The organism is Paenibacillus sp. ATY16 (genome assembly GCF_003399985.2).
Lineage (GTDB): Bacteria > Bacillota > Bacilli > Paenibacillales > Paenibacillaceae > Pristimantibacillus > Pristimantibacillus glycanilyticus.
Map to the genome: position 1 here is coordinate 205,337 of NZ_NMOK02000022.1, position 14,222 is coordinate 219,558.

At 50.8% G+C, this 14,222-nt stretch carries 15 protein-coding genes; 5 read left to right on the forward strand and 10 right to left on the reverse strand.

What is annotated here, in order from left to right:
• The first annotated feature begins 62 nt into the window (after positions 1-62).
• Together CFI03_RS12620 and CFI03_RS12625 are read left to right on the forward strand one after the other, a co-directional pair.
• A complete protein-coding gene (locus CFI03_RS12620; RefSeq protein WP_116393899.1) occupies positions 63-365 on the forward strand; it encodes a hypothetical protein in 303 nt (100 codons plus the stop codon).
• 34 nt (positions 366-399) lie between these two features.
• A complete protein-coding gene (locus CFI03_RS12625) occupies positions 400-828 on the forward strand; it encodes a GNAT family N-acetyltransferase (RefSeq protein ID WP_116393900.1) in 429 nt (142 codons plus the stop codon).
• A 667-nt stretch (positions 829-1,495) separates the two neighbouring features.
• Here the strand turns inward: CFI03_RS12625 and CFI03_RS12630 are convergent.
• The 3 genes from CFI03_RS12630 to CFI03_RS12640 all read right to left on the reverse strand — a co-directional run bounded on the left by CFI03_RS12630 (position 1,496) and on the right by CFI03_RS12640 (position 4,416).
• Positions 1,496-2,458, reverse strand: a complete 963-nt coding sequence (locus tag CFI03_RS12630; protein ID WP_116393901.1) for an aldolase catalytic domain-containing protein — start codon at positions 2,456-2,458, stop codon at positions 1,496-1,498.
• 92 nt (positions 2,459-2,550) lie between these two features.
• Positions 2,551-3,552, reverse strand: coding sequence for a hypothetical protein (locus CFI03_RS12635; protein WP_162862760.1), 1,002 nt, complete (start codon positions 3,550-3,552; stop codon positions 2,551-2,553).
• A 123-nt stretch (positions 3,553-3,675) separates the two neighbouring features.
• Positions 3,676-4,416 (reverse strand): GTP cyclohydrolase II, encoded by a 741-nt coding sequence (locus CFI03_RS12640; RefSeq protein ID WP_116393903.1) that lies wholly within the window; start codon positions 4,414-4,416, stop codon positions 3,676-3,678.
• Between the two features lie 296 nt (positions 4,417-4,712).
• Here CFI03_RS12640 and CFI03_RS12645 point away from each other — a divergent pair, with 296 nt between their 5' ends.
• The gene (locus tag CFI03_RS12645) at positions 4,713-5,051 is read left to right on the forward strand and encodes a winged helix-turn-helix transcriptional regulator (RefSeq protein ID WP_116393904.1); all 339 of its coding nucleotides are present in this window, start codon (positions 4,713-4,715) and stop codon (positions 5,049-5,051) included.
• Between the two features lie 137 nt (positions 5,052-5,188).
• Here the strand turns inward: CFI03_RS12645 and CFI03_RS12650 are convergent, their stop codons facing one another.
• From CFI03_RS12650 to CFI03_RS12660, 3 genes are read right to left on the reverse strand one after another with little or no spacing between them, the layout of a single operon-like run.
• Positions 5,189-5,953: an ABC transporter permease gene (locus tag CFI03_RS12650; protein ID WP_116393905.1), complete on the reverse strand. Its 765-nt coding sequence runs from the start codon at positions 5,951-5,953 to the stop codon at positions 5,189-5,191.
• A complete protein-coding gene (locus CFI03_RS12655) occupies positions 5,946-6,707 on the reverse strand; it encodes an ABC transporter ATP-binding protein (protein ID WP_248757526.1) in 762 nt (253 codons plus the stop codon). Before CFI03_RS12655 ends, CFI03_RS12650 begins: the two co-directional genes overlap by 8 nt.
• A gap of 26 nt (positions 6,708-6,733) precedes the next feature.
• A complete protein-coding gene (locus CFI03_RS12660) occupies positions 6,734-7,969 on the reverse strand; it encodes a DUF445 domain-containing protein (protein ID WP_116393906.1) in 1,236 nt (411 codons plus the stop codon).
• 112 nt (positions 7,970-8,081) lie between these two features.
• Between CFI03_RS12660 and CFI03_RS12665 the strand changes: the two genes are divergently transcribed.
• Positions 8,082-9,425 (forward strand): TrkH family potassium uptake protein, encoded by a 1,344-nt coding sequence (locus CFI03_RS12665; RefSeq protein WP_116393907.1) that lies wholly within the window; start codon positions 8,082-8,084, stop codon positions 9,423-9,425.
• A gap of 160 nt (positions 9,426-9,585) precedes the next feature.
• A complete protein-coding gene (locus tag CFI03_RS12670) occupies positions 9,586-10,812 on the forward strand; it encodes an aspartate aminotransferase family protein (RefSeq protein WP_116393908.1) in 1,227 nt (408 codons plus the stop codon).
• On the opposite strand, the gene CFI03_RS12675 is transcribed toward CFI03_RS12670, so the two are convergent.
• The 4 genes from CFI03_RS12675 to CFI03_RS12690 form a co-directional block, all read right to left on the reverse strand.
• Positions 10,803-11,204, reverse strand: coding sequence for an acyl-CoA thioesterase (locus CFI03_RS12675; RefSeq protein WP_116393909.1), 402 nt, complete (start codon positions 11,202-11,204; stop codon positions 10,803-10,805). The genes CFI03_RS12670 and CFI03_RS12675 overlap by 10 nt on opposite strands.
• Before the next feature lie 123 nt (positions 11,205-11,327).
• On the reverse strand, positions 11,328-12,488 hold the full coding sequence (locus tag CFI03_RS12680) for a trans-sulfuration enzyme family protein (RefSeq protein ID WP_116393910.1): 1,161 nt from the start codon (positions 12,486-12,488) through the stop codon (positions 11,328-11,330).
• Between the two features lie 57 nt (positions 12,489-12,545).
• Complete coding sequence (locus tag CFI03_RS12685) at positions 12,546-13,373, reverse strand: carbohydrate ABC transporter permease (protein ID WP_116393911.1); 828 nt, start codon at positions 13,371-13,373, stop codon at positions 12,546-12,548.
• Entirely contained in the window at positions 13,374-14,159 is a 786-nt protein-coding gene (locus CFI03_RS12690) for a carbohydrate ABC transporter permease (RefSeq protein WP_248757527.1), read from the reverse strand.
• Positions 14,160-14,222 lie beyond the last annotated feature (63 nt).

The following is a 14,222-nucleotide window of genomic DNA, read 5'->3' on the forward strand; positions in this document are numbered from 1 at the left end:
AGAAGCAGGCATCCCGGCTGAAGATCGGGCCGTTTTATGCCAGTTCATGGAGGGCTGCAATAATGGAAATTATTCAACTTAAGAACATTGAGATTGTATACCGGCAGCAGATGAAGGAGCTTCTGTTCCGATCCGCTGAGCTTGTGCTAGTGTCGGATTACGGATCAAAGCTATGGTATGTGGATGTTAACGGAGTAAAAGATACCGAACTGCTTCAATGGTTTGGACAAAGCGAGGATATCCGGGTCGAATTATACGCAACGGCAACCGACGGACGAGCCTTTAACGGGACCGCCTATTTGCACCCGAACGAGCCGCATCAGGCCGCTGCCATCCGGGGCGACGGCGAGCTGCGCCAATCCTAGCCTCTTGTACATAGGGAAGGAGAAAGAGAACAACATGACAATTACTTCAAGATTGGTTGCCAATGAACAAGATCTGAAGGCGGTTTACGACATCCGCAAAAAAGTTTTTGTGGACGAGCAAGGCGTGCCGGCCGAGAACGAATACGATGAATTCGAAGAATCGTCCAAGCATGTCTTGGTCCTTTACAACAATGAGCCCGTAGCCGCTGGCCGCGTAAGGGTAGTTGACGGCGCAGCAAAGCTGCAGCGCATTTGCGTCCTTGCCTCCCACCGCAAATACGGACTCGGCCGCGCCGTTGTGGAAGCACTTGAGTCGGTTGCCCGCGAAGACGGACTCAAGGAAGCAAAGCTTAACGGCCAGACGCATGCGGAAGCCTTCTACTCCAAGCTGGGCTACCACACTGTCTCCGACGTATTCCTGGAAGAGGGCATCCCTCACGTAACCATGAAAAAGAAACTTTAAGGTCCCTGTTGCACCAGAAAGGAGCTGCCCTAACCGGCAGCTCCTTTCTTCGTTGTCTTTCCACGCCTTTCTATCCCTTTGAATCTATGCCTGTCCCTTACTTCGTTTGTCCATCAGTGCTTGACTAGTTATGCTTCCCCTTCAATTACCTTTCCACTGCCCTTTCATCTGCCATATCGGAGCCGAACCTCGGCACTAACAATAAGTAGGTTATGATTTTTCTTGCAGCATCCTGCAGTCGCCAATTATTTATCACTTTTCGTAAGGCATGTGCTCACACGCCTTTCCCGGCCCGCGCCTGGAATCCACCAGGCGCCTCCACTTCCCCACCACAAAGGGGCTGCCTATTTTAAGGCAGCCCCTTTGTGGGCAGAGTGCGAAGGTTGGGAAGCACGCGGAGTGGGCGAAGAGAGGGTATTGTATCTCCTGGAAGAGCGGAGCGCCTGCCTTTGTTCCTCTGAATACTCATCAGATGAATAAGTTCAATATTCAGAGGAACAACAGCAACAACGAATTGTTGTAGGGTGAATTACTACTATTGCAATTCGGTGAGCTGGAAGGAGATACAATACCCGACCTGAGCAACACGCAGCGCAGCATGATCCAACCTGAGCATGCAGTCATCCCTAAAAAACAAAGGCTGCCTTAAACCAAGGCAGCCCCACCATTATTTGCTATGAGCAACTTCCGGAGTCGTCAAACGATCGTAGAAGTCAACGCATTTATCTTTGTCTTCGGAATCACGAAGCGCCATCGCCGAGCGCGGATGCTCATCCAGCATGCCTGTGATCATGTAAGGGATAATGTAGCCCCACTCTTCCTTCTCGCGGAGAGGAATCATGTATTTCTCGATCATGTCGAGAACCGGACGCACGTTGTATTTCGCGTTTTGCAGGTTAGCGACAAGCAGCTCCGTGTTGCAGTTGCCTGCAGCGCGGCCCATGCCGTATACGGAAGCATCAAGCAGCTCTACGCCTTTTTCCGCGGCAAGCAGCGTGTTTGCGAAAGCAAGCTGCATGTTGTTATGCGTATGAATACCAAGGCGTTTGTTAGGCAGATGATGCTGGAATTTCTCAATCAGGTAGCTGTAATCGTTAGGCTTCAGGCTGCCGTACGAGTCTACGATGTAGACAACGTCCACTACGCTTTCCTTGATCAGTTCAAAGGCATCGATCAGCTGATTCTCCATCACGTTGGAGAGTGCCATGATGTTAAGAGTAGTTTCGTATCCTCGTTCATGGAACAGTTGAACCAATTGCAGAGCCTTATCTACATCCTGGATGTAGCAGGCTACGCGGATGAGGTCAAGAAGGCTCTCGCTGCGCGGCAGAATGTCATTCTCGTCTACGCGGCCGATATCGACAAGAGCAGACAGCTTGGTATTGCCTTTATTAGGGATGACTTGCTTCAGGAAGTTGTCATCCAGGAAACGCCAAGGACCAGCCGAATCTGCGCCTTTCAGCAGCTTTGGCGAGTTTTTGTAGCCGATTTCCATATAGTCTACGCCGGCTTCGTTCAATGTATTATAGAGATGTTGAACGAATTCAACGCTGAAATCCCAGTTGTTCACAAGTCCGCCGTCGCGGATCGTACAATCGACAATTTTACAATGGCTAGTTTTCGAGTTCATGTCCTACTCCTTCTGGTTCGTTTATGTTACATCCAATCATACTTGAAATAGATGCGGAACGCAAAATAATTTTGTCGTTTTTTGGATGCGCTCTAGGCTTCCTTCAACAGGTTTAAAGCCGTCAGGCGGTAGTTTTTCTGGAATTTCTTCACCTCTGGCAGCAGCTGCGTACCAGCAGGCCCGCGCATCATGCCGACATCATCCGACTTCGCCAATATCTCCAAAAACCGGTTCGCCATAATGCCGGTAACGGTATCCGGATTTTCAGCCGCCACTTTCTTATAACTTGCTTTCACTTCCGGTATTATCTTCAAATGGTTTGAATCGAAAATTGGCGTATTCGAAAGTCCGTTTATATACATTCTCAAATAAGTATCCAGATAGATACTCTCAACCTCCGTGTATTCCGGGGAATCCGCATATTGCTTCAGAAAGGTCTCGGCCATCACCGCTCTGCTCGCTAATTCGTTCCACGAAATAACAAGCCCGGCATCCATGGCAGCCGGTTCGTCGGATTCCGCGGCTTTCAAAGCGATATAGCTGTTTAACGGCTTGGACAGATACATGCTGTATTTCTGCTGGTTGCTATAGTCTACAATCGGATAGATGGTGCCTTCTACCCATACCAGCTTGTAACCGCCGGACAGCTTGGTCACCACAAGCTGCCTGACCGCTTCGTCGGTAATGGACGCCGCGTTCGCCGAGGTGATCGGCCAGTCCATTTCCGTCAGCACATTTTGAACATTATCGCCAAAAAAAGCTTCCTGGGAGGTCGGCAGATCCTTCGCGTAAAAGGCGTAAAGCTCCCTAACCATCTGGTCCGCATTATTCTGCCCCGCTTTGTTCAAATTCTCGTTCAGAAAGGATACGATATCGGAAGCTTCCTTCGCCGTGCTGACCACCGTCTTGAATTTATGTATGAGAGCATCCTGCTCAGAGCTTTTCTCAACGGCTTCCGTGGTTGCAGGTTGCTTGACAGCCCGGTCAGCCCGGGCGGCATTATCATTTGGTTCCCCTTTGCTGCACCCCATTAATCCGAACACGATGCAGACGGTAAATAGTCTATATAAGAATTGTTTTAGACGAGAGTTCATTTACACCCAACCTTCCGTTCCATATAGTGTATGCCAGATTGAGCATATCCATTAGACGACAGGATAGATCGATTGGTTTCGGTCATTGCGCAAAAAAAACAGGCCGAATGCTCGGCCTGTTCCTTATTTTACCGCCAGCTCCCGCTCGAAATGACCGGAACGGGCAACCTTGGTGGATAAATACTTCTCATTATGAACGGATGCCTCTCCCCATAACGGCACGCGGGAGGTGATATTCATCCCCGCGTCGCGAAGGGCTTCCACCTTGCGCGGATTGTTCGTAATGATGGATACCGGCGCTTGGCGAAGAAGCTTCAATACGTCAATAGCTTCGCTGTAGTCACGAGCGTCCTCGGCAAAACCAAGCTCAAGATTGGCATCTACCGTATCAAGGCCTTCCTCTTGGAGCAGGTAAGCCATCGCTTTGCTGAATAGTCCGATACCGCGTCCCTCATGGTTGGCCAGATAGAACAATGCGCCTGCTCCGTGGGCCATAATCATCCGCATCGACTGCTTCAGCTGGAAGCCGCAGTCGCAGCGCTGGCTGCCGAAGATATCGCCGGTATGACAGATGCTGTGCATGCGAATAAGCACTTCCTCCTCATGCTCGAAGTCGCCGTATACCAGAACGCTCGACTGCTGAAAGTCCGCATAATGAACTTGATTAAGCTCCGTAATCAGCTCTTCCACGGATTCGCTCTTCCCGATATCGCGGCGGAGCCAGCTGTACCATTGGAATGTTACGGTTTCTCCGTCCAGCTCGACGGGAAGCTTGATTGGACCTACGACATGGATCGCATGATCGCCTTTGTCGATGGTTTTAATTTTATTTTTTAATATCGATAAGATATGTTCATTAGACATGTTTACCGCACCTTCTTTTTAGCTGAATAATAAACCACGAATAATTGACCAAATTCTTGCAGTAGATACCAGTATATTGAGAATGAAGCCATAGCGCAACAGGCTGCTGGTCCATCCTCGCATTCGCCCATGTAGGCTGGAATAGGGATATCTTCATCAGAATTCCTCGTTACTAATAGTAACTAATTATAATTTCATAATGAAGTGACGTCAAGTTACAAGCCTAACAAAAGTTTGCTTGTATTCATTTAACAATGTGACTATAATGGAATGGAAATGAACCAGAGGTGATCGTTATGGAGCAATCTGACCTTTGTCCGCGCGTGCAGAAAGGGATGGATCTCATTGGAAAACGTTGGATCGGCCTAATTATTTATCAGCTGTTAGCTGGCCCGCAGCGTTTCTGCGCTGTTCAAGCCGCGCTTCCGATCAGCGGCAGGCTGTTATCCGAACGTTTCAAGGATTTGGAGACTGAAGGAATCGTTACCCGCGTTGTTTATCCGGAAATTCCTGTCCGCATCGAATATTCCCTAACGGAAAAGGGCCGTGCACTAGAGCCTGTTGTAAGGGAAATCGAGAAGTGGTCACGGGAGTGGATAAGCCTGGAGGAACAGGCGGCGACCCTTTCTGAATAAATGTAGTTTTGGTAAAGGCTTGTCTTTTCCGATACGGAAAAGGCGGGCTTTTTTTCTTCTATAAGAATTGCCGCCCTCTAATTATAGAACGCATGTTCGCAACTTTCAATAGAATTTACAAATTCTTTTTCTTAACCTCAATTATCTTCCGGAAGCATAGGCAGCAGCCTGGCATCCTTCGTAAACCATAAGCGGTAACTGATCAAGCTGAGCACCATTGCGGTCATTGCCGCGGAGGAGGCCAGCACGAACATAATGAGAATCTGATAACGGACCGCTTCAATCGGATCCGCTCCCGCCACAATCATCCCTGTCATCATGCCGGGAAGCTGCACCAGGCCAACCGTCTTCATGCCGTCTAACGTCGGAATCATGCTGGCTCTGACAGAGCGGCGCAAGGAACCGTGGACCGCCTGCTTTTCCGTTGCCCCCAGGGCAAGAAGCATCTCCATCTCGCCCCTGGCCGTCTCCATCTCCCTCTTCATCTGGTTCAAGAGCAAGCCGCATACGATCATCGAGCTTCCAATAATAATACCGCTGACAGGTATGATATATTGCGGCGTTGGATCTATAATGCCTAGGCCAAGCAAAATCGCCATCGTGACCCCTTCCGTGCAGGCCAGTGCTATAGCAATCCGGCTGCGGATCCCCCGGACGTGCTTCGCCTTGGCTCCCGCATTCCATGCGGCAACCATAATCATGCATAAAATAATAATAATGATGAAAGCCGGATGGCTTGTTTCGAAAACGAAATGAAGAACGTAGCCGATAAACAGCAGTTGAACCGCCGACCGGATCGTGCCGATCAGAATTTCCTTCTCCAGCCCAAGCTTCTGTTTCATGGAGATTAAGGCCGCAACCGCAACAAAACATACGGTGCATAGGAGGGCAATATTATTCATTGCTTCTCCCCCCTGTTTCCTGCAAGCTGCGTATAAACAAGCCCGCCTGTTCCGTAGCCGGATTTTCGAAAAACATCTCTGTAGCGCTCCTCTCAAGCAACCTTCCTTCGGCCATAAACCAGACTTGATTGCTGATCAAGCGTGCCTGATCCAGATCATGCGTAATCCACAGGTATGCTCTCTCCAATCCATTGGCCTGTCCAGCCGCCCAATCCATAAGAAGCTTCTCGACGGCTCTCTTGCTTGCCGGATCTAACGAAGACGTAATTTCATCAAGCAGCAGCAGCTCGGGATGAAGCAGCAGGGAACGGACAAGCGCAAGCCGCTGCTGCTCGCCGCCGGAGAGATCCGAAGCCTGCTTGTCCCAATCCATCCGCCCTAGGCCAACAGCCTCCATATAGCTGCGGGCCAGCTCTTCTTCGAAAGGCTTATTATGCAGCTCGCTGACCGTACGGAGATTGTGAGCAACCGTGCCGCTTCGCATAACCGGCTTCTGCGCCACATAGGTAACCTTTTTGCGCCAGTTTTGCGGCTTGCATTCGGCGGACGTCTGCCCATCCAAATGAATGTCGCCCTTATCGAAAGGCTCGAGCAGCGAAAAAATACGGAGCAGCGTGCTTTTCCCTTGGCCGGAGCCTCCCAGCAGAACAATCCGGTCTTCCGGCCGGATCTCTGCCGTAACGCCGCTGAACAGCCACTCATTACGGTTATCGAACTTGGATTTTGCCATTTCATTTACCTGCAATACGGTCACTAATTTATCCTCCAATACGGCCCTCATTAAAAGAAGGAAAGGATGATGCCGACGATAAAGCCGCACACCGCGCCGTTCACCCTAATCCACTGCAGGTCCTTACCGATCTTCTGCTCCAGCATTTGAACGAGCGCCTGATCATCCATTTGGTTGACGTTATCCCGCACCAGCACGCCAATCCGGTAATGGTTCTTCTCGATCCAGCTGACCAAATAAGCCAGAATAGACTGTTCCCAGCGATGGATTAACTCTTCTCTGCTCTTCGCCTGCTCGACCAGGAAGCGGAAGGCTTTGACGAGAATGCGTCCCCCGTTCAGGCATTCCTCCTCCAGCTTATCGAGCAGCAGTTGACGGAGCTCTTCCAGACGAAGATGGATAAACCGTTCCACTCCAACGCTCTCCGCGCCGGACTCCAGTCCAGCCTTCATGCGGGTCATCAGCTCTTCATTGGAAGACAAGGCCAAAGCATGCTTCTTCAATTCATCCAGCAGCTTCTGCCTGTTCGGATTGCCCGGCGTGCCAAGCTCCTTGATACTCGAGAGCAGCATGCCCTGAATGATCGGTCCCAGCTTCTCCGGACTCATAAAGCCAACAAAGGCTTGCACGGCGAAGCCCATAAAGCCGCCTACCTGCAATTCTTCCATCTTGCTATGCGCCAGTCTTCCGAAGAATTGCTCGGTTTCCCGCTTCTTCACCCATTCCTGTCCTTGCGCAAGAACGAAATCCAATGCTTTCTCGTCCCAGCCTTCATAGACGAATTTGTCCGTCAGCTTGTCTACGATCGGAACGATATCCTGCTTGCGGATATAATCCACGGCAAGCTCCTGAATTTTGGCGCTCAGCTTCTCGAGCGGAACCTCTTCAAGCGAGGACTGGGCGAACCGCAGAATGCCAACCCTCAATTTACGCTTGCCGATCAGTCCCGTAATGCCCGATGCCAATCCTCTGAACAGCTTCAGCTCCTTCAGCTTTTTGCTGATGCTTTCCTTGTTCAGCAGCTCGTTTTCCATCGCCGATATGAGAGAATTGACGATTTTGTCCCTGTTCTTCAGCAGCAGGGACGTATGCGGAATCGGAATGCCGAACGGATGACGGAACAAAGCCGTAACCGCAAACCAATCCGCAATTCCCCCGACAAGACCGGCTTCAAAGCCGCTCTCGAGGAGCCGCGTCCACCAATTGTCCGGCAGCCACAACCTGGTTACGATAAAGCCGATAAACATAATGGCCAATGACAAACTCGCAATGTATCTTGATTTCATAGTAGCTGTAGTCCTCCTGTACCGTTTGCTTTATACTAATTATACCAGATAACGTCGGGAACTTAGAATTTTCGCATAAGTCCTAGGCTTTCCATGAAAGGTGATACACGGCTTGAAGAAATCCACGCTAACCAAAATCAGTCCTCCGCAAATCCTGACCGCAGGCTTTATTGTTATTATTCTGATCGGCTCTATTCTTCTTTCGTTGCCCTACGCTTCGGAAGACGGCATGCATACGCCTTTTAACGATGCCTTCTTTACCGCCACAACGGCGGCCTGCGTAACCGGTCTTGTCGTTGTCGATACCGGGACCCATTTCTCTGCCTTCGGCGAGCTTGTCATCCTGATGCTGATGCAGGTCGGCGGACTTGGCTTTATGACGATGGCCACCTTATTCGCTCTCGCCTTCCGCAAACGGATCTCGCTCCGGGAACGGCTGTGGCTGCAGGAATCGATGAGCCATACCTCGCTTGAAGGGATTGTCCGTTTTATCCGCCGCGTCTTGATCTACGCGTTTACGATTGAATTTGCCGGTGCCCTGCTCCTTACCTTGCGCTGGTCGGCTATGATGCCGTTTGACAAAGCCTTATATTACGGCGTCTTCCATAGCGTATCCATGTTCACGAATGCAGGCCTCGATATAATGGGACCGATTCATGGTCCTTTTAACAGCTTTACCAATCATGTCGACGATCCGATTATCAACGCGGTCCTGATGCTGCTTATTTTTCTTGGCGGGATCGGCTTTATCGTTCTGGCCGAAGTGATTGACTATCCGAAGATACGCAAGCTGTCGTTACACTCCAAGGTTGTGCTGTATACGTCCGGCCTCTTGTTCTTGGGAGGAGCGGTTCTCCTCTTTATATTCGAATATACAAACACGCTGGAGCCTCTTAGCTTTGCGGGCAAGCTGTACAGCTCCTTGTTCCAGTCCATCTCGCCGCGGTCCGGCGGCGCGAATACGCTGAATATCGCCGATATGCGCAATGCGAGCCAATTCCTGCTTGTTATTCTGATGTTTATCGGGGCCTCCCCGGGATCCGCGGGCGGCGGCATTAAGGTCACGACTTTCGCCATTCTGATCGGAGCCGTTATTGCCATGATCCGCGGGAAAGAGGATGTCGTCTTCTTCAAGCGCCGTTTGGCAAAAGACCGGGTACACAAAGCCCTGACGATTACGGCCGTATCCGTTGCCACCATTGTCTTGTTTACGATGATTTTGTCCGCTACGGAGAAGACGGATTTCCTGACGGTGATGTTCGAGGTTACCTCCGCCTTCGGAACGACGGGCTTATCGATGGGGTTAACCCCGCATTTGACCGACATCGGGAAAATCTTAATCATTATCGTTATGTTTGTCGGAAGGATGGGGCCGCTCACCCTCGCTTATACCCTGGTTCCGAATCAGTCCAAAGAGCTTTACCGGCACCCGGAAGGAAAAATTACAATCGGATAAAGGAAACGTAAGGCCATCCCGCCTATGCGGGATGGCCTTTTCTCATGCTTAAAAGCAGGAAAAATATTCTTTTCGCAAATCGCTCGTCCCGATATTGAATTAATATACATTATGCTGTATATTAATTCACATCATGTTAGAGATGGAGGTTCGATCATTCATGCAATCGTTAACGAAAACAACCGACGCCTTGCTCGCATCCGCCAAGCAATCGCTCCTATATACGGCTAAACGTCCTGAAGTAGTCATGACCCGCGGGGAAGGCATGTATATGTGGGATACCGAAGACAAGGCTTATCTGGACTTTATTGGGGGTTGGGCGGTTACGAGTCTTGGACATTCCCCTGCCGTATTGCAGGAAGCTCTCGCTCATCAAAGCGGTCAACTCGTGCATGCAAGTCCGGGATTCTATAACAAGCCCATGATTGAGTTCGCGAACCTCCTTACGGAGATTTCGGGCTTTGACAAAGTTTTCTTCGCAAGCAGCGGCGCCGAGGCGAACGAAAGCGCGATTAAGCTTGCCCGGAAGCATGGCGCCCTTCATCTGAACGGCGCTTACGAGATTATTACGTTGACGAACAGCTTCCACGGCAGAACGCTGGCCACGATGTCGGCAACCGGCAAACCGGCGTTCGAGAATTTATTCGAGCCTAAGGTCCCAGGCTTCAAACATGTGCCGATTAATGACTTCGACGCCTGCTTTGCCGCGATCAGCGATAAAACCTGCGCGATTATGCTTGAGCTTGTACAAGGCGAAAGCGGCGTCCACTCGGTGGATGCTCCTTATTTGCAAGCCTTGCGCAAAGCCTGCGACATATACGACATTATGCTGATTTTCGACGAAGTACAGACCGGCCTCGGAAGAACCGGGAAGCTGTTTGCTTACGAGCATTACGGCGTGAAGCCGGACGTGATGACGCTCGCAAAAGGAATCGCCGGCGGATTCCCGCTTTCGGCGATGCTGACTACGGAGCAATACGATCTGTTCGAGCCGGGGGATCAAGGCGGCACCTATAGCGCGGCGCCGCTTGGCATGGCGGCCGGCCATGCGGTCGTGAGCGAAATCCTGCAGCGGGGACTAACGGATAATGCGGCAAAACAGGGGGCTTTTATTCAAGAGAAGCTGAACGGACTGGCTAACAATTATGCGGTCAGTCAAGTCCGCGGCAAAGGACTGCTGCTTGCTTTTGACGTACCCGAGGGAACTGCCCCAGCCCTTGCCGAACAGTGCATGAACAACGGTCTGCTTGTGAATGCACCAAATGCGCACACGATTCGCTTAATGCCGCCGCTTATCGTAACCGCCGAGGATGTAGAGAAGATGATTGGGATTCTTACGGGCGTACTGGAAACCTGCGGTCTGAAAAATGAGGCCGTTTATTCCTGAGATTTGAAAAACTTCCTAAGCTCGTCCGGGACCGCGCGGCTTTTGCGGGTGGATTGATCCATCGTTACGCTCGTAACCAAGGCATCGGCCCGGACTTCGCCGCGCTCGTCCTTAATCTCCTGCCTCAAAACGTAGCTGGAATTGCCTATTCGTTCAGGCTGGCAGGTGACCGTTAATTGGTCTCCTTGCCTGCACTCGCTTCTATAGTTTACGTTGATGTTTACGGTAACCGTTTGTATATTCATGCTGGCGAAGGCTTCATAAGGAAGCCCGCATAACTCGTACCATTCCTCTCGTCCCCATTCGAAATATTCCAGGTACTTTGCGTTGTTCACATGTCCGTTGACGTCAATTTCCGTAGAGCGAACAATGATAGGCAGCGACGATTTCATCTCATCCATTCTCCTTCTATATATTAATGTGGCTACTTATTAAAATAACACATGCCCTTAAGTTAGCAAAAAGCCCGCCATGCGGCGGGCTGCTGTCCTGCTATTCCTTATAACGGACTGACGTTATGTTCCGATAACGTGATCCCAAGCCTGCTCGATATCCCCGATCAGCGTTTGCGGATCCTCCAGACCGATGTACAGTCGGGCTACAGAAGGGTTATTACCCGCTGCATTGCGGCTTGCAGGCGTTTGCCCAACCGTCACCAGGCTTTCGAAGCCGCCCCAGCTGACTCCAATCCGAAAATAACGCAAGGCGTCCGCCCACTTCTTCAGCATTTCTGCCGGCAACTGAGTTTCGAAGGAAAATAGGCTGCCGTACCCGTCCAATTGCTTGCATGCGAGAGCGTGCTGCGGGTGCGAAGGCAGACCGGGGTGATTCACGCGGTTCACGAGCGGATGCTTCTCCATAAATTCCGCGATAATCAACCCGCTGCTATGATGTCTTTCCATCCTGAGAGGCAGCGTTCGCAGCCCCCGGATCATGAGGGAAGCCGTATGCGGAGTCATAACGCCCCCAAACAGCATATACCCTTTGTTTGCAATTTCATCGATCAGGTCCGCGCGGCCTGCCACGACGCCTCCCAGGCAATCGCTATGGCCGGAGAAATATTTGGTCATCGAGTGAAGCACGAGATCTATTCCCCAATTAAGCGGACGCTGGTAGCATGGCGTCGCCCAGCTGCTGTCAATCATCGTAAGAACACCCTCGCGTTTCGCAAGCGCCGCGACTCCCTCCAAGTCCTGCAGCTGGAACAAGCCCGATGTCGGGCTCTCCAGATAGATCAGTCGCGTATGCGGCTGTAACTGCTCTTCGAAGTCGGATAACAGACAGCCGTCGACATAAGTAACTTCGACCCGGTACCGTTCCGACAATTCGTCCAGGAACTGCCTCGTTGGTCCATAAGCTTGATTGACGCAGATGACATGGTCTCCTGATCTCAACAGCGCGTGCAAGGAGCCGGCTATGGCAGCCATCCCCGACGCGAAGCAGCGCGCCCGTTCAGCCTCTTCCAATTCCGCTATTTTGCCCTCCAAATATTGTACCGTCGGATTATTGCCCCGGGAATAGACGGTAGCAGCCAATACGTCCTGCATGGCATGATCGAATGATTCATGGTTTTCGAACGCAAACAGGCTATTTTGATAAATCGGCATCGTGACGGCGCCGTAATGCTTCGTATCCACTTCGTCATGCGCTACTTTGGTATGCAGTCCTTCATTCATTCGGTTTCTCTCCCTATGCATTCATTCCTTTGTTTGCGTCATTCCGCCGCTATGCCTCTAACCCTTCTCGGCGCCTTGCGTCAGCCCTTCCACGATATACCGCTGAGCGAACGCAAACAGAACGACGGTCGGAATGACGGACAATACGGTACCGGCGGACATGGAACCCCAATCCACGTCGAACTTCATGACGAAGGAGTTCATCGCCACGGGCAGCGTCTTCAAATTCTCATCGTCAATAAACATAACCGCCATAAACAGCTCGTTCCAATTTTGCACGAATGCGAAAATAAAGGTGGATGCAATTCCGGGCAGCATGACCGGTATAATGACCCGAATCAGAGCCGTCAGCCTGGAGCAGCCGTCAATCATCGCCGCTTCCTCCAGACTGCTGGGAATTCGCTGGAAGAACCCCCGAAGCATAATCGTGGAAAAAGGAATAAGCATAACCGTGTAGGCAAGAACCAAGGAAAACCGGTTATTGATCAGGTTCATGTCGGCCATCAGCAGATAGAGCGGCGCGAGCGAAATAAATCCGGGCAGCATTTGCGTCAAGAAAAAGGCCATCATAATTTGCTTATGCCCCCGGAACTGGAACCGGGCCATGACATAACCGCTTAACGTTGCAATGCAGATGACGATAAGTGCGGCAATTACCGAAATAAGCAGACTGTTTCCGATATAGACATGAAACTTTGAAACTTTAAAAATATTGGCATAGTTTTCGAAGGTAAATTTCTCCGGCCAATACCGAATCGGCAAAGAAAAAATCTCCTTGCGCGGCTTAAGCGAAGTGATCACGATCCAATAGAGCGGAAAAACCATAATGAGGAAAAAAATGGCAAGATAAAGCGACTTCAGGCCCGTCAACGCGCGTTGCTTCATCTAGAAGTCACCTGCCTTTTCCGATCTTGTAGCGAACAAATAGAACACGGTGTACAGCATAAGAATGATGATCATGATTACGCCAATCGCCGAGGCCATTCCGTAATCCCCGCCATAGATAATCTTATCCAGCATAAGCGAAGAAAGAATATGGGTCGTTCCGGCAGGTCCGCCGTTCGTAAGGCCGTAGATGATGGACGGATCGTTGAAGATCCAGATGGCCCGAAGCAAAGTCGTTGCGATAACCGTCGGCAGGATATAAGGAAACGTCACGTTAAAAAACTTGCGCAGCCCTCCGGCACCGTCCATTTCCGCCGCTTCGTACAGATCCGCGGGCACGGATTGCAGCGCGGCCAGCAGCATAATCGCGAAGAACGCGATGCCGTACCAGACGTTAGCGATGATAACCGACGTCATGGCCCATTTCGGATCGGAGAGGAAGCCGATGCGCGTATCAATAAGGCCCGTTCGCATTAACAGATCGTTAATGACGCCAATTTGCGAGTTGAACATCCACTTCCAGATCAGGCCGATTAGAAAACCGGACAAAGCCCAGGAATAGAAAACAAAGCCTTGATAGATCCCTCTTCCCCTGAATTTTTTTCGCAGCGTCAGAGCAAGCGACAAACCGATCAGGAATTGCAGCACAAGCGAGAAAAACACCCAATACCCGCTGTTCTCGAGCGCCGAAAGAAACTTCGCGTCCCGAAACGCGGTTCCGAAGTTTTGCAAGCCGATGAACTGAACGTTGGTCAGGTCAAAGAGCACGTAATTTTGAAACGCCATGACTACCCCTTGCAAAAAAGGATAGAACGTAAAAACCAGCAGCAATGCCAATGCAGGAAGCAA

Excerpts from the sequence above, each read along its gene's own strand:
- CFI03_RS12620 (WP_116393899.1), top strand. The coding sequence starts at position 63 with ATGGAAATTATTCAACTTAAGAACATTGAGATTGTATACCGGCAGCAG.
- CFI03_RS12625 (WP_116393900.1), top strand. The coding sequence starts at position 400 with ATGACAATTACTTCAAGATTGGTTGCCAATGAACAAGATCTGAAGGCG.
- CFI03_RS12630 (WP_116393901.1), bottom strand. The coding sequence starts at position 2,458 with ATGAACTCGAAAACTAGCCATTGTAAAATTGTCGATTGTACGATCCGC.
- CFI03_RS12635 (WP_162862760.1), bottom strand. The coding sequence starts at position 3,552 with ATGAACTCTCGTCTAAAACAATTCTTATATAGACTATTTACCGTCTGC.
- CFI03_RS12640 (WP_116393903.1), bottom strand. The coding sequence starts at position 4,416 with ATGTCTAATGAACATATCTTATCGATATTAAAAAATAAAATTAAAACC.
- CFI03_RS12645 (WP_116393904.1), top strand. The coding sequence starts at position 4,713 with ATGGAGCAATCTGACCTTTGTCCGCGCGTGCAGAAAGGGATGGATCTC.
- CFI03_RS12650 (WP_116393905.1), bottom strand. The coding sequence starts at position 5,953 with ATGAATAATATTGCCCTCCTATGCACCGTATGTTTTGTTGCGGTTGCG.
- CFI03_RS12660 (WP_116393906.1), bottom strand. The coding sequence starts at position 7,969 with ATGAAATCAAGATACATTGCGAGTTTGTCATTGGCCATTATGTTTATC.
- CFI03_RS12670 (WP_116393908.1), top strand. The coding sequence starts at position 9,586 with ATGCAATCGTTAACGAAAACAACCGACGCCTTGCTCGCATCCGCCAAG.
- CFI03_RS12675 (WP_116393909.1), bottom strand. The coding sequence starts at position 11,204 with ATGAAATCGTCGCTGCCTATCATTGTTCGCTCTACGGAAATTGACGTC.
- CFI03_RS12680 (WP_116393910.1), bottom strand. The coding sequence starts at position 12,488 with ATGAATGAAGGACTGCATACCAAAGTAGCGCATGACGAAGTGGATACG.
- CFI03_RS12685 (WP_116393911.1), bottom strand. The coding sequence starts at position 13,373 with ATGAAGCAACGCGCGTTGACGGGCCTGAAGTCGCTTTATCTTGCCATT.
- CFI03_RS12690 (WP_248757527.1), bottom strand. The coding sequence starts at position 14,159 with ATGGCGTTTCAAAATTACGTGCTCTTTGACCTGACCAACGTTCAGTTC.